Origin of the sequence: Thermosynechococcus sp. M3746_W2019_013 (genome assembly GCF_015296045.1) — a bacterium.
GTDB lineage: Bacteria > Cyanobacteriota > Cyanobacteriia > Thermosynechococcales > Thermosynechococcaceae > Thermosynechococcus.
This window is the reverse complement of the sequence record NZ_DVDW01000038.1, coordinates 36,398-50,604: the sequence shown is the minus strand read 5'-3', so window position 1 is coordinate 50,604 and position 14,207 is coordinate 36,398. Positions and strand designations below refer to the sequence as shown.

The window sequence follows — 14,207 nt, the reverse complement described above, 5'->3', positions numbered from 1 at the left end:
CTTTGGTGACCTCCAGCTTGATCCGTGAAACCACGGAAACCGAATCCACCAACTATGGCTACAAATTTGGTCAAGAGGAAGAAACCTACAACATTGTGGCCGCTCACGGTTACTTTGGTCGGCTGATCTTCCAATACGCCAGCTTCAACAACAGCCGCTCCCTGCACTTCTTCCTCGCGGCTTGGCCAGTGGTGGGTATCTGGTTTGCTGCCCTGGGTATTAGCACGATGGCCTTTAATCTCAATGGTTTCAACTTCAACCACTCCGTTGTGGATGCGCAAGGCAACGTGATCAACACCTGGGCAGACATCATCAACCGCGCCAACATTGGTATTGAGGTGATGCATGAACGCAATGCCCACAACTTCCCCCTCGACTTGGCTAGCGGTGAATCGGCTCCTGTGGCGATGATTGCCCCGAGCATTGCAGCCTAAAAAGGTCACTCCTAAGCCTCTCTAGTGATAAGTCCAAATCTGGCTCCCTACAGGGGGAGCTTTTTTTATGGCAATTACGGGGCGGGGAGTTGATACTGATCCACAATTTTTTGGGCAAAGGCGGGCACATGAGCGGCAAGTTTTTGGGGATAGTTGCGCCGCACATAGAGATAGTTTCGGGTGAAGTGGGAATCAATGGAAAAGCGGGCATATTCAAGCCCTTTGGGGCCAATACGCTCAATCACTAAGCCCACCAGTTTGGCCGCCCACAGGGGCAGGGTAACGCCTTTATCGTAGGCAGGAATGCTTTGTTGCACCGCAGCGTGGCGATCGCCGGCACTCGTGACGGGCTGGATTTCCAATTGATCCTGCACAAGGTCCAGCATTTCTTGGCCAAGCTCATTGCGCACCACCAGCCACTGCCAACCTAAGGGGGCCCCCATATATCCCACCACCAAATCGGCAAGGCCATTGACGTAGTCAAAGCAACTCATGCAGGAGGGGGCAAAGACATCCTTGAGTTGATTGGTTTTGAGGCCAAAGAAGGGCACGGTTTCTGTGGAGCCGTCGCTGTGCTTGAAATGTACGCGAAAGTCCTGCATGAACTCGTAGTAAATCACCGTGTCGGGCGATCGGCTGGTGGTTTCCAGGAATTTTTGCAGACCCGCACGGGTGACGTTATCCACGCAGGGGGTTCCCAGCACATAGAGCTTCTCTAGGCCCAGTTTGTCTTGAACGGCTCGCAGGGCCTGAATTTGACAGCCAACCCCAATCACCAAGAGCCGTTTGAGGCCAGCTTGTTCCACCTGCTCTAGCACCGAAAGATTGGGAGATAGGGTGGGCTTGTTTACCCGCGCCGCCAAAATCTCCTCACGGGTGCGGGCAATCACGGGCTTGGGGGTAAAGCGATCGCTCTCGCTATTTTGAACACAGACAACGCCCTCAACCCGTCCCGATTCCAACAGGGTAATGGCAATAGTGCTGACAATGCCCGTCCACTGGGCTCCCGGAATCGGCTCTGTTTTGCGAGCCGCCATCATCTCCCGGTGAACGCCAAAGTAGCACTCATCCCAGTTGTCAAGATCACGGGCACGGCCATGACTTTGCTGCTCAAGGGTCTCAAACTGTTGATTGAGGAAGGCACAGGCCTCTTTGACATAGTGGATATAGTAGGTGTCGCAGAGGCCACACTCACTGCATAGGGTCTTGGCGGGGCGGGGACTACCGGGCTTAAGGGCACGGGCTTTGCGATGGGCAGCAGTCATGGGCACTTACTTCAGCAGTGAACGGGCGCGATCGCAAATGGCTTCGGGGGTGAGGCCATTGTAGGCCATCAGTTCGGCAGGGCTAGCTGTTGTTTCGCCGCGCTGCCAAGCCAGTAGATCGCGAGGACAAGTGGCACGCAGCAAAATGGGTTCTAAAAGGGCAGAGGCCCCCCCCGTTACCCCCAAGAGGGCATCGCCGTCAAACAGACGCTGGAAGGTGGCCTCATCGGCAAAGCCGCCATCGGGTTCCGCGCAGGTTTGCCAAGCAACATCCCCAGGGCGGTAGAGGCGGCGGGGGTTAATTACCGAAACCAGCCGCACTCGATAGCCTAAATCCTCCAATTGGGGTAGGGCATGATACACGGGTTGCAAAATCATATCCCCCAGCACCGCTAGGACTAAGGTTCGTCCCCCTTGAGTGGATTCATAGAGGGTGAGTGCCCCCTCATCAAGGGCCTGTTCCGTTTGTGCAAAGGTGGTGCGCACCGGCAGTGGCGTTTTACTCGCAAAGATAGCAATTCCCTTGTTTTGGGTGTTCAGTGCCCAGCGGTAACACACTTGAATGCTGTTGGCATCTGGCGGGAAAAGGACAAAGATATTGCCATTGCGCAACAAAGCGGCATAGTAGGCTTCAATTTCCGGGCGTTGATGCGTCCAACCATTCCGTCCCTGCTCAAGGGCGCCGGCGGTAAAGAGAGTAACCGTCGAAGGGGTGGGACGGCGCAGTTCTGCCATCGCTTGGGTGACCGTTTGCCAGATGGGGAGACCATTAATGGCAAAGGATTCGTAGGAGCACCAAAGACTACGGCTGCCCATCAAACATAATCCTGCAGCTAGGCCCGCGCAGGCATCCTCGCTCAGGGGTTCGTATACTTGGCCATTGGGCAGTTGGTTGTAGAGGGGATCCGTCGTTGGGTGAATGATCTTCAGGGCTTGGTTGATGTTGCCAATCCCAGAGGCCTCATTGCCATCGGCATTGGTAACAAGGTAGCGGCGATCGCGCTGCCCCACTTCTGCCACCATGCGCCCCATGGCGGTTGTGGCCACTTTGCTTTCCCCCAAGGCATAGGCCTCAAGGGCAATCTCCCCAAGGGGAGGTAAGTCTAAGACCTGCTCTGTAACCACCACCTCCGCCGCTGGCCCGCCGGCTGCTGCCACACAGTTTTGACGCACCAGTTCCCAGGCGGCAGGAGAAAGGGCACGGGCTTTGAGGGCATTGACAATATCGGGGTTGTCGAGGGTGTGCTGGGCATAAAGGTTATGGGATTTTGCCCCCTTGGCATGAACACCTGCCCCCTTCAGTTGTTTGAGGATAAAGACGGTCAGCTTGCCAGCGAGAGCCGATCGCGCTGCCTCTTGCATTCCCTTCAGGACCGCCTGCACAAAGGCCAAGCGCTGCCCAAAGGAAAACTGAGTGCTATCGACGTAGTCCCCCGCTTGACCGCTGTCGTCAAAGTCTTTGGCATCCACCAGCACCACCTCTTGGAAACCGTTGCCGTGCCAGTAGGCCATCATTTCTGGATTGGTTTTCAGAGAAACCATGCTGTGGTGTTCTTGGCTAAAGCCATTCCAAACCAGGACAGGTAGGAAATTGGTGACCTCTGGGAAAGCGGTGTGGAAGTGCGCCATGCTGCTCATGACGTAGGGCTCCCCTAGGCCGCCATCCCCTAAGGTGAAGGGAAAGAGGGTCTGGCGGTGTAACCAAGCAGCGGCCATAGCAAAGTGCTGCCCCTGTCCCAGGGGGCCGGCCGGCGCCAGAATCCCCGGAATATAGCCTGAGAGGTGGCCAAGCAGACCATGTTTTTCGCGGAAGCGATCGCGCAGGTCCTGAACCGTATAAATGCCCATTTTCTCTAGGGAGCGATCCAAGAACAGGGCGGCATAAAAGCCTGGCGCATGGTGCCCCACTTCCGTGATGATATTTTTGTGCCCCAACATCACGAGGGCAGCATAGGCTTCTGCTTGACTGGCAAAGCCGCCAGGATGACCAGAGGCCTTACTGCCGGTCATCTGTAAGATCAGATAGCGGAGGGCATCGGCATAGAGGAGCGTTTGATAGGCGGCTTCCGGAGCCTCCAGATCCCTAAGGGCTGGCTGTTGGGTACTCAGGAGTGGCCTTTGACCATAGCGATCCCAGTCTGGCCAATCATTGCCAAAATACTGAATTCCTTCACAGAAACTGGGGACTGAAGTTACCGCTGTCATAGACCCTGACCCAACTCTTGAGTGCACGCTTAGTCTCCTATCTTACAGGGGTGGGGAGTTCCCCTGAGGGCAGTTGATCAGGGAATATCCCCGAAATAACGGTGTTGGAGTGGATTGCAGGCATAGATTGATTTTTCTTGGGGAAAGGGATTAACAATGGCGTTGGTGATAGCAGGCGATCGCAGCGGCGTGGGAAAAACCACGGTTGCCCTAGCATTAAATGCGGCTCTGAGCGCCCGGGGGCAGCGGGTACAAACCTTTAAGGTGGGCCCTGACTACATTGATCCCCTGTTTCACACGGCTATCAGTGGCCGGCCTTGCCGTAACCTCGATGTGATCTTGACCAGTCCTGAGTATGTCTGCGCCTGCGTCGGCTATCACAGTCAGGGGATGGATGCAGTGCTCATTGAGGGGGTCATGGGGCTATTTGATGGCCGGGGAGGGAGCCATGAGGGCAGTACGGCACAGATTGCCCAACTTTTGCAGGCACCTCTGCTCCTGGTCTTAGATGTCCAAAAACAGGCAGCCTCGGTGGCGGCGGTGGTCTATGGCTTTTGCCACTATGATCCATCGCTCCAGATTGCTGGTGTGGTCTTGAATCGGGTGGCCAGCGATCGCCACCGGCAACTGTTAGAAGCCGCCCTTGCCCCCCTGGGGGTGCCTATTGTTGGCGTTCTCTATCGCGATCAGGCCTTGGCACTTCCCAGTCGGCACCTGGGCTTAGTGCCACCCCAGGAATCCCGCGAGTTTCAAGCCTTGGGCGATCGCCTTGCCCATTTGGGAAACACCTGTTTTGACTGGGAGCGGCTGACACCACTGCTTGCCCCTGCCCCCACCTCCTCAGACCCTCCTTTTAGTGTTTCCCCCCTGACTCAAGTCACCATTGGCATTGCCCAAGATGCAGCCTTCCACTTTTACTATGCTGACACCTTTGATTTGTGCCACGCTTTGGGGGCAACGTTAACCCCAGTCTCACCCCTACGGGATACCCACTTGCCCCCAGATCTCAATGGGTTGATCTTGGGGGGTGGCTTTCCGGAGGTGTTTGCCCCAGAGTTAGCAGCGAATCACTCGTTCCTTGGGTCGCTGCGGCAGGCCATTCAAAGGGGCATAGCCATCTATGCGGAGTGTGGTGGCCTCATGTATCTCAGCCAAGGTATTCAAACCTTCGAGGGACACTACTACCCCTTGGTGGGATACTGGCCGCCGGTTGCCCACATGGGTAAAAAACTCACCCTTGGCTATCGCCAAGCCACGGCTTTACAAACAACGGTGTGTGTGCAGGCAGGAGAGAAGGTTCAAGGCCATGAATTTCACTATTCCTGTTTGAGTGTGCCGCCCCCAAGGCCTCTGTGGCAATTGGCGGGTGAACCAGAGGGCTGGGGCAACTCCCGAATCCACGCCAGTTATCTGCATCTCCATTGGGGCGGCCATCCCCAGTGGGCAATGCGCTTTCTCCAGCAGGCAGCAAAGGTTGGATAATGCGACCCACGGCAACGTAATTTTTGAAGGTGTTTTTTAGGGTGTTGTTGGGGAAGGTCAATGCCAAAGCAATACCGCTATGGGCTCTACCTTTGCCTTGGGCTGCTAGTGATGCTCAGGGTAACTCTGGCGGCTTGGGCAACGGCACCCTCCCAGAATCTGGAGTATTGGCAGCAGGTGATCCAACAACACCAGCAGCACCAGCAGGCAGTAGGTCAGCAGCGTCAACAACTAGAACGCCTTGAGGCAGCGGCCAGCGATCGCCTGGAGGGTTTAGAAACCAATGTGGATGCAACCACCCAACAGTTGGCGGCGGCCAGCGATCGCCTGCAAGCGGCAGAAACCCTGCTCAAGGAGCTCAAGGAGCAGCAACAGGTTCTGAGTCGCCGCTACAAGGCCAGTGTTGCTGTGATTGGCGATCGCCTACGGCGGCTGCAACGCTACCGTGAGATTCCCCAGTGGGCCATGCTCTTTGAAGCAGAGACCCTCAATGACTGGCTGGAGCAGCAGGGGCGCCTGCGTCAGGTGTATGAGCGCGATCGCCAGCACTTGGCTGCCTTGGTTCGCGATCGCCAGCGACTTCAGCAGCAGCAGCGGCAAATTCAAGTACAACAGCGATTTATTCAAGCCCTGCGCCAGCAACTCCAACAGCAGCAGGCCATCTATGAACGGGAAGCCGAAAGTCAACGCCAACTCATTGCTCGTCTGCGGAGCGATCGCCAGGCCCTTGCCGCCATTGAAGCCCAACTGGCCCGTGACAGCGTCGCCATTCAGCAACTCATTAGTCAGCGTCTCGGCTATGTCCCCAGGGGCACTCCACCCCTGCCCCGCAGTGGCCGTCTTGCTTACCCCATTCAAGCACCGCTGACCAGTCCCTTTGGTTGGCGGATTCATCCCATCTTGGGCAGGCAGCGGTTCCATGCTGGTGTGGACTTTGGAGCTGATTTTGGCACCCCCATCTTTGCTGCTGAAGCGGGCACCGTGATCTTTGCCGGTTGGTCAGGGGGCTACGGGCAAACCGTGATCTTAGATCATGGCGGCGGGATGACGACGCTCTATGCCCATGCCCAGCGGCTCCTCGTACGGGAAGGCCAATTTGTGCAACAGGGGCAGCCCATTGCTGAGGTTGGCTCCACGGGACTGTCAACAGGCCCCCACCTCCACTTTGAAGTGCGCTTGAACGGCGAACCGAGCGATCCTTTGGCCTATCTCTAGGGGGTTGGCTGCCAAAAGACCCCAAGGGCATTGTTGACCCGCGTCGTTGTCACCGCATGGCGATCCACCAACACCCCCCCTAGATAAAGGGCCGTTGAGCTGCCGCCATCCAGATTCACCGCATTGATCAAGCCCAACTGATGGACAATTTGTGCCCATTCTGCGAGGGTGGGCCCCCTACCACCTATACGGTTGTGGGTGGTGACCCAGACAATGCTGCCATCACTGCGATTTCCCATGGCACTGCGGGGTGCCGCCTGGGCATCCAAACCCGCCCCAAATTGCTCCAGTGCCGCATTCAAGACCACTCGCCCCTGATTCACCAGTAAGGGACCCGCACCGACGATATTGGGAATGCTATTAAAGGCAGCGGGCATAGCAGTGGTTTCCAGTTGCACCGCAGCCCCCGGTGGGAAGTTTGCCAACAAGGCGGAATTCAAGTTACGCGCCACCAGTAGGAAGCCCTCTGAGGGAATCGGAACTGTTTGATGGTTACTGATGGGTTGCTGCCCCACCACCTGTTCATTGCGCACCGTAATCACCACTTCACTGCCCGTTTTCCCTTGGTAGCTCGCGCCCCAACTGGGGGTATAGAGGGCAAGACCGGCTTGGACATACCCAGAATTGAACGTGACAATGGGTACTGTGCCCGTCGGCGTCCTCACCCGCTGCTGCACACTGAGGCGACCCACAACAATCTGGCCGCGATCGTCCCAGCCAATGGCACCGCGATTGAGAATCGGGCCAGAGAGCCAGTGACCCTCACTGCGAATTGCCCCCAAGGGAGCTTGGCGATCGCGATTAAAGAACCCGCCATTAATTGCTGCGGCTGCCTGCCAGCGTTGGGCCAGTTCGGGCAGCGTTGCTAAGCCCACCAAAGTTGTGGGGGTTATTCCAAGGGGACGCAGACGCAGCCCCGGCTGTCGGGGATTGATAATGAGCAGATCCACAGGGAACTGACGAGTGCCCAGGATGACCGTTTGCTGTTGCCAGCGCAGTCCCGGTGCCCATTGAATTGTGCGGGGGGGTGGCGCATCAGTGCGAAAATCAATCACCAGCCGCGGTGGATTGAGCAGCATTGAGGCCACTGGGCGAACTGTGCCGGGAATTTGGGTCTCCAATACTGTGCGATCCGGGGTAGCCGTAACTTTGACATTGGGGAGCGTGGCCAATTCTCCTGTGGCTTCAATCGTGAGACTGAGATCCCGAGGCGTCAAAGCGGTGCGGCTAAAGGTGAGGCGATTGATCTGCCAAGGGGTGGGGCGGTCCAATTCAAAGACCCAGCGATCGCCCCAAGGTTGTCGTCCCTGCCGCCAACTGAGAATTCGGGCGGGGGGTGTGCTGATCTGGAGCGTATTGCCTTGGGGTTGCACCCGCCACTGATGTTGCTCAATCCAGGGCGTAATGTCTAGGTAGCGATACATGCCATTGGCGCTAAAGCGCACAGCCAAAGGACTAAATTGGTGCTGAAACCATGCCACTGGCTGCTGAAAGGGATCTGTGGTACTGCCAAGAAGAACACCAAAGCGCTGGGCCAGACCCCCATCACTAATGCCGGTGCGCAGTTGATTTTGGGCATCGCGCCACTGCTGCCAAGCCACCGGGTAGTCGCGGCCATTTAAGTTCAGGCGATCGCCCTGAATCTCTTGGGCAAAGACAATGTTGGCGCTCGCCATCGCCACCGTCAGTGCATTCCCAAAAACTAAATAAGCTGACCGTGCAAGCACACTTGAACCAATCCATCCATACCGAGACTACGCCAGTATAGTTGACGCCGCCGCCTTAAAGATGGCTCCAATGGTCAGACTGGGTTTTGGGAAAACGGGACTATCCCTGATCTGAGGATGAGGAGACCTGCTCTGGGGGCGGTGCCACTTGGGGCTGGAATTGGAACAGGGAGTACACGACATTGCGGCGAATCATCACCATCATGTCCAAGAACAGTTCATAGCCCTCCCGTTTATACTCCACTAAGGGATCCTCTTGACCATAGCCCCGTAGGCCGACGGACTCCCGCAGGGCATCCATCTGTTGCAGGTGCTCCCGCCACAGCAGGTCAATTTGCTGCAGAATAAAGAACCGTTCTGCCTGCCGCATCAAGCCCGGTTGAATGGCCTCAATTTGCGCTTCCTTTTGCTCATAGGCAGTGCGCACTTGCTCATGCAAAAAGGCCTGCATCTCCGGTACGCTTAGGTGCGCCAGATGCTCAGGGCGCAGGTCCGCAAGTAAATGAACAAATTCCTGCACCTTGGCTACTAAACCTTCCAAATCCCATTCCTCCGGCGGTAGATCGGGATTGACATAGGCAGCAATAATGTCATCCATGGTTTTTTCGGCATACTCTAGCACCCGATCCTTGAGGTCTTCCCCTTCGAGGACTCGCCGCCGCTCAGCATAGATGGCGCGCCGCTGGTTATTCATCACCTCGTCGTATTCAAAAACTTGCTTGCGGATGTCGTAGTAGTAGGTTTCCACCTTGCGCTGGGCATTTTCCAGACTGCGAGTCAGCAGCGGCGACTCAATTGGCATATCTTCATCAATGCGCATGGCGTTCATAATACTGGCAATGCGATCGCCCCCAAAAATTCGCAGCAGGTTATCCTCCAAGCTTAGGAAAAAGCGCGTTGATCCGGGGTCGCCTTGACGTCCGGCCCGTCCCCGCAACTGATTATCAATCCGCCGCGACTCATGGCGTTCTGTACCAATCACATGCAAGCCACCGAGGGCCACCACCTCTTCGTGTTCTTGCTTGGTAACCACCTCATATTCTTCGCGGATGCGGTTAAAGGCATCCCGCAGGGCTTGAATCACAGGGTCTTGGGTCGGTGCTTTCTCCGAGGCGATCGCCAGCATGTCCTCTGCCTGCAACTCCGGCAGACTGCGCTCACCATAGGTCTTGACTGCTACCTCCACCGCCTGGCGCAGCAGCTTTTCTGCATCCTTGCTAATTTCGCAGGGGAAAAGTCCTGGTGAGGCCTTCCAATTTTTCTGCGGCCCTTGACTGAATCCTTGACCACCGCCGCGATCCATTTTTAGTCCCAACAGCATCATCGGGTCATCACTGGGGGGCATGACAATGCGGGGCATCAAATACTCCCGCACCTTAAGGCGAGCCATGTAGTCGGCATTGCCACCCAGAATAATGTCTGTTCCTCGGCCTGCCATGTTGGTTGAGATCGTCACTGCTCCCTTGCGGCCGGCTTGGGCAATGATCTCCGCCTCCCGCTCCACATTTTCGGGCTTGGCATTCAAAAGGTTGTGGGGAATTTCCAACTCCCGCAGCAGTTGGGACAATAGCTCTGACTTTTCAACACTGGTGGTTCCCACGAGCACTGGCCGACCCGTAGCGTGCACCTCAGCACATTCAGAGGCCACTGCCAGCCACTTAGCCCGCTCGGTTTTATAGACCACATCGGGAAAGTCCCGCCGCTGACTGGGGCGATTGGTGGGCACCACCGTCACTTCTAGCTTGTAAATTTTCTCGAATTCCGCCTCTTCGGTTTTGGCTGTCCCCGTCATCCCCGCCAACTTGGGATAAAGCAGAAAGAGATTTTGGTAAGTAATTGTGGCCAGGGTTTGGGACTCATTTTGAATTTCCAGGCCTTCTTTGGCTTCGATCGCCTGATGCAAGCCATCACTCCAGCGGCGACCCACCATGACCCGTCCAGTGAATTCATCCACAATCACCACTTCACCATTGCGGACAATGTAGTTCACATCCCGCTGGAAGAGTTCCTTAGCCTTGATGGCATTAAAGATGTAGTGCGCCCAGGGGTCTTGGGGGTCATAGAGATCGCTCACCCCCAACAACTTCTCCGCCTCAATAAACCCCTCATCAGTCATCAGCACATTGCGAGCTTTTTCATCCACCTCATAGTGTTCGTCTTTTTTCAGGAGCCGAGCGACCTCAGCGGCCTTGAAGTACTTCTCGGTCGGACGCTCCACTTGACCCGAAATAATTAGGGGGGTGCGGGCTTCGTCAATAAGTACCGAATCCACCTCGTCAATAATGCAGTAGTTGAAGGGGCGCTGCACCACCTCAGCCATGGACGTGGCCATATTGTCCCGCAGGTAGTCAAAGCCAATTTCACTGTTGGTGGCATAGGTAATATCGCAGGCATAGCTTTTCTGTCGCTCTTGGGGTGCCATTTGCTGCTGAATTAGCCCGACCGTCAGACCCAAAAAGCGATGCACCTGCCCCATCCATTCCGCATCCCGCCGTGCCAGATAGTCGTTGACCGTAACAATATGTACCCCCTTACCCGTGAGGGCGTTCAAGTAGGCTGGGAGCGTGGCCACGAGGGTTTTGCCTTCGCCGGTTTTCATTTCGGCAATCTGGCCATCGTGGAGAATCATGCCACCGATGAGCTGGACATCAAAATGGCGCATCCCCAGTACCCGTCGTGAGGCTTCGCGTACCACAGCAAAGGCCTCTGGCAGCAAATCATCTAGGGTCTCGCCATTGTCGAGTCGCTGCCGAAACTCAGCCGTTTTCGCCTGTAGCTCACTATCACTCAGGGGCTGAATTTGCTCCTCCAGCAGGTTGATCTCGACCACAAGGGGTTGATACTTCTTAACCTTGCGCTGATTGGGGTCGCCAAATAGGGCTTTCAGCATGCGACGGGCACCATGGATACAAAGCTGTATACTTTACATCCTATAGCAACTGCCTGTTCCTCGCTGTCAAGACGTAGCCTAGACGTATTGACTGATGTCCTCTTGGCAGACATCGCTGAGGTAGGTCAGGGCGCGAAACCGCAGCATCATCACCTCCTCATAGAAGGGATTGAGTTTACATAGGGGGGGAATGGTAATGACTGGCCGACCAAAGAGGGAGAGGGTGCGGGCAAAGGGACATTGGGCAGGAATCCAGCGACAAATGCGGTGGGCGATCGCCGGCGTGGTAATTGGATAAGTCATTAGCCATTGGCGGATTTTGGTCATCAAAGAAGCGGGCGGGCGTTGGGTAAGGAGTTGATTCATGGGACTATCCTCACAATTGCGCATACCCTCACGGTAAAAGATAATCTATGTAAATAGCAACATGCTTTTAATATAAAAAATCTTTATCAATAATAAGCATTGCTAAACTTGCAGCAGGTTCAGGCGAGGAATGGCCCTCCTTCCGCTCAGCAGAGTGCTAAACTGTTCATCAACTCAAACTCCGATGAAGTTTTGTCTAGAAATCTTTCAATTGCTTGTATAAACTCATTTGCTATTTTTGCCCATTCATCTTGGTCTTGCTTAAATTTCCTAAGGAAGATACTCAATGAGTCCACTGGTTGCTAACTATTACCTGACCTACCGCTGTAATGCCCGCTGCCATTTCTGTGATATTTGGGCGCTGGAACCGGGCAAAGAAGCTGATTTTAGCGCTATCCAAACCAATCTCCGCGACTTGAAGCGCTTGGGCGTGAAATATGTGGACTTTACGGGGGGCGAACCGCTGCTGCGTGCCGATGCCCCAGCCATCTACCGCGAGGCCAAGCGTCTTGGCTTCATTACCAGCATGACAACAAATACCATTCTCTATCCCCGTCGTGCCAAGGAAATTCAGGGGGTGGTAGATTTCTTGAATTTTTCCCTCGATGGGCCGGATGCTGCCACCCATGATCAGTCGCGGGGCGTGAAAATTTTTGACACGCTGGTGGAATCGGTCAAGATTGCCCTCGAGCTGGGTGAATATCCCGTGCTGAACCACACCGTGACAGCCCAGAACTATGAGCGAATTGGGGAAGTCGCTGAATTTGCCCAAAGTTTAGGGGTACGGGTTTGGCTCAACCCTGCCTTTACTGCCCACGAACACTACAACGACAAAAAGAACCCCACTCCCGAAATTGCCAACAGCATTGAACAAACAGCGAAGAAGTATAACAATGTTGGTTACAATAAGGCAGCGCTAGCCCTCATTCGCGCCGGGGGAAACAGGACTCACAATCCCCGTTGTAAGGCGGTGGATGCCGTGATTGCCATTTCCCCCAATGATGAGTTGCTGCTACCGTGTTACCACTTTGCGCAGAAGGGAGTCCCCATCAATGGTCGCCTGTACGAACTGTACAAGTCCTCCGAGGTGGTAGAGGAGTATCGCCGCTCCCAAGGCCGACTTCCCGTCTGCGAAGGCTGCACAGTGTGGTGTTATCTCATTCCCAGCTTCTTTAAGGGACTGGATAAGTACTGGTTTCTCAATCAGGTGACCTATGCCGGAGAATTCCTGGCCCGAAAACAGTTTCTACAACGAAGCCGACCCCCTCGACGAACTCCTGTCGGAGTGGGTTGATGACCCAGAGAGTCCTCCATTACAACCGCGTTCTGAGGGTCGCCGTCGCAAGGCTTTCCTAGCGCTGTCTCTGATTTGGGGCAGCACGATCGCCATTCACCTGATTGTTGGTGGTATCTGGCTCATCTATGTCCTAACCCTCTTGATGAGTTTACAAACCCTGCGCTACTGGCGCGCCAAACCCCAAAGTCTGCCAGCGTCAGAGACAGCAGAAAGTGTGCCGCCGATGGTGTCCTTGGTGGTGGCTGCCAAAAATGAAGAGGCGGTGATTGGTCGCCTGGTGAAAAACCTCTGCCGCTTGGATTATCCCCACTACGAAGTGTGGATCATTGATGACAACAGTAGCGATCGCACCCCCGATATTTTGAGCGAACTACAAAAGCAGTATCCCCATCTCAAGGTGCTGCGGCGGCTGCCAGGGGCAGGGGGTGGCAAATCCGGGGCTCTCAATCAAGTCCTACCCCTGACACGGGGAGAAATTATTGGCGTCTTTGACGCCGATGCCACGGTACCCCCAGATCTGCTGCAGGAGGTGGTCAACCGCTTTCAGGTGGCCAGTGTCGGCGCCGTCCAAGTGCGCAAGGCGATCAGTAATGCCGACATCAATTGGCTGGCCCAAGGTCAAGCGGTCGAGATGATTCTCGATGCCTACTATCAACAGCAGCGAGTTGCCTGTGGCGGCATGGGAGAACTGCGGGGCAATGGCCAATTTGTGCGGCGGCAAGCCCTAGAGCGCTGTGGGGGCTGGAATGAGGAAACCATTACTGACGATCTCGATCTCAGTCTGAAGCTGCATCTCCACGGCTGGCAGATTGACGTGCTGATGAATCCAGCGGTACAGGAAGAGGGCGTGACCACACTGCTGGCACTGTGGCACCAACGCAATCGCTGGAGCGAGGGCGGCTACCAAAGCTATCTCGACTACTGGCAGCCCTTGCTGCGCAATCGCCTTGGCTGGCAAAAAAGCTGGGATGTGTTCTGCTGGTTTTTGATCAAATATGCTATTCCTACGGCGACCATTCCCGATCTGCTGATGGCTCTGCTGCGCCACCGCACGCCGGTGCTGGTGCCCTTGACAACCCTAAGCTTGACGATTTCGATGGTGGGAATGCTACGGGGCATTCCTCAGGCTCAATCCATGGGGGTGTGGCAACTGTTTTGGCAGAGCCTACGGGGAACCCTATACATGTTCCATTGGTTGCCAGTAGTGAGTACGACCACCTTGCGTATGGCCCTACGGGCAAAACGTCTGCGGTGGGTGAAAACGGTGCACCATGGCCCCTAAGGGAAAAACCTGCTGCCTGAGGATCTCAGGAGCAACCACTTTAA

9 protein-coding genes and 1 pseudogene are annotated in these 14,207 nt (G+C 55.5%); 5 read left to right on the top strand and 5 right to left on the bottom strand.

Annotated elements, in window-relative coordinates; genetic code table 11:
* Nucleotides 1-434: pseudogene (locus IGQ16_RS07535) on the top strand (photosystem II q(b) protein); the annotation flags it as partial.
* A 74-nt stretch (nucleotides 435-508) separates the two neighbouring features.
* Here IGQ16_RS07535 and IGQ16_RS07530 read toward each other — a convergent pair.
* Together IGQ16_RS07530 and IGQ16_RS07525 are read right to left on the bottom strand one after the other, a co-directional pair.
* Complete coding sequence (locus tag IGQ16_RS07530; protein ID WP_024124884.1) at nucleotides 509-1,699, bottom strand: Coenzyme F420 hydrogenase/dehydrogenase, beta subunit C-terminal domain; 1,191 nt, start codon at nucleotides 1,697-1,699, stop codon at nucleotides 509-511.
* Nucleotides 1,700-1,705: 6 nt separating this feature from the next.
* Complete coding sequence (locus IGQ16_RS07525) at nucleotides 1,706-3,904, bottom strand: phosphoketolase (protein WP_297041318.1); 2,199 nt, start codon at nucleotides 3,902-3,904, stop codon at nucleotides 1,706-1,708.
* A gap of 156 nt (nucleotides 3,905-4,060) precedes the next feature.
* Here IGQ16_RS07525 and IGQ16_RS07520 point away from each other — a divergent pair, with 156 nt between their 5' ends.
* Nucleotides 4,061-5,386, top strand: coding sequence for a cobyrinate a,c-diamide synthase (locus IGQ16_RS07520; RefSeq protein WP_024124885.1), 1,326 nt, complete (start codon nucleotides 4,061-4,063; stop codon nucleotides 5,384-5,386).
* Between the two features lie 60 nt (nucleotides 5,387-5,446).
* Nucleotides 5,447-6,601: a M23 family metallopeptidase gene (locus tag IGQ16_RS07515; protein ID WP_297060867.1), complete on the top strand. Its 1,155-nt coding sequence runs from the start codon at nucleotides 5,447-5,449 to the stop codon at nucleotides 6,599-6,601.
* Here IGQ16_RS07515 and IGQ16_RS07510 read toward each other — a convergent pair.
* The 3 genes from IGQ16_RS07510 to IGQ16_RS07500 form a co-directional block, all read right to left on the bottom strand.
* Nucleotides 6,598-8,277 carry a phosphodiester glycosidase family protein gene (locus tag IGQ16_RS07510; RefSeq protein WP_297060875.1) on the bottom strand — a complete coding sequence of 560 codons (1,680 nt, stop codon included), beginning with the start codon at nucleotides 8,275-8,277 and terminating at the stop codon, nucleotides 6,598-6,600. The genes IGQ16_RS07515 and IGQ16_RS07510 overlap by 4 nt on opposite strands.
* A 151-nt stretch (nucleotides 8,278-8,428) precedes the next feature.
* A complete protein-coding gene (secA, locus tag IGQ16_RS07505; RefSeq protein ID WP_024124888.1) occupies nucleotides 8,429-11,218 on the bottom strand; it encodes a preprotein translocase subunit SecA in 2,790 nt (929 codons plus the stop codon).
* A gap of 78 nt (nucleotides 11,219-11,296) precedes the next feature.
* Nucleotides 11,297-11,608 carry a Mo-dependent nitrogenase C-terminal domain-containing protein gene (locus IGQ16_RS07500; RefSeq protein WP_051372802.1) on the bottom strand — a complete coding sequence of 104 codons (312 nt, stop codon included), beginning with the start codon at nucleotides 11,606-11,608 and terminating at the stop codon, nucleotides 11,297-11,299.
* Nucleotides 11,609-11,870: 262 nt separating this feature from the next.
* On the opposite strand from IGQ16_RS07500, the gene IGQ16_RS07495 reads away from it, so the two are divergent.
* Both IGQ16_RS07495 and IGQ16_RS07490 read left to right on the top strand, forming a co-directional pair.
* Entirely contained in the window at nucleotides 11,871-12,878 is a 1,008-nt protein-coding gene (locus IGQ16_RS07495) for a radical SAM protein (RefSeq protein ID WP_024124890.1), read from the top strand.
* Nucleotides 12,799-14,163, top strand: a complete 1,365-nt coding sequence (locus IGQ16_RS07490; RefSeq protein WP_297060865.1) for a glycosyltransferase family 2 protein — start codon at nucleotides 12,799-12,801, stop codon at nucleotides 14,161-14,163. Before IGQ16_RS07495 ends, IGQ16_RS07490 begins: the two co-directional genes overlap by 80 nt.
* Nucleotides 14,164-14,207 lie beyond the last annotated feature (44 nt).

What these genes read in the sequence shown, in the direction of transcription:
- IGQ16_RS07530 (WP_024124884.1), bottom strand. Translation starts at nt 1,699, where the DNA reads ATGACTGCTGCCCATCGCAAAGCCCGTGCCCTTAAGCCCGGTAGTCCC.
- IGQ16_RS07525 (WP_297041318.1), bottom strand. Translation starts at nt 3,904, where the DNA reads ATGACAGCGGTAACTTCAGTCCCCAGTTTCTGTGAAGGAATTCAGTAT.
- IGQ16_RS07520 (WP_024124885.1), top strand. Translation starts at nt 4,061, where the DNA reads ATGGCGTTGGTGATAGCAGGCGATCGCAGCGGCGTGGGAAAAACCACG.
- IGQ16_RS07515 (WP_297060867.1), top strand. Translation starts at nt 5,447, where the DNA reads ATGCCAAAGCAATACCGCTATGGGCTCTACCTTTGCCTTGGGCTGCTA.
- IGQ16_RS07510 (WP_297060875.1), bottom strand. Translation starts at nt 8,277, where the DNA reads ATGGCGAGCGCCAACATTGTCTTTGCCCAAGAGATTCAGGGCGATCGC.
- secA (WP_024124888.1), bottom strand. Translation starts at nt 11,218, where the DNA reads ATGCTGAAAGCCCTATTTGGCGACCCCAATCAGCGCAAGGTTAAGAAG.
- IGQ16_RS07500 (WP_051372802.1), bottom strand. Translation starts at nt 11,608, where the DNA reads ATGCGCAATTGTGAGGATAGTCCCATGAATCAACTCCTTACCCAACGC.
- IGQ16_RS07495 (WP_024124890.1), top strand. Translation starts at nt 11,871, where the DNA reads ATGAGTCCACTGGTTGCTAACTATTACCTGACCTACCGCTGTAATGCC.
- IGQ16_RS07490 (WP_297060865.1), top strand. Translation starts at nt 12,799, where the DNA reads ATGCCGGAGAATTCCTGGCCCGAAAACAGTTTCTACAACGAAGCCGAC.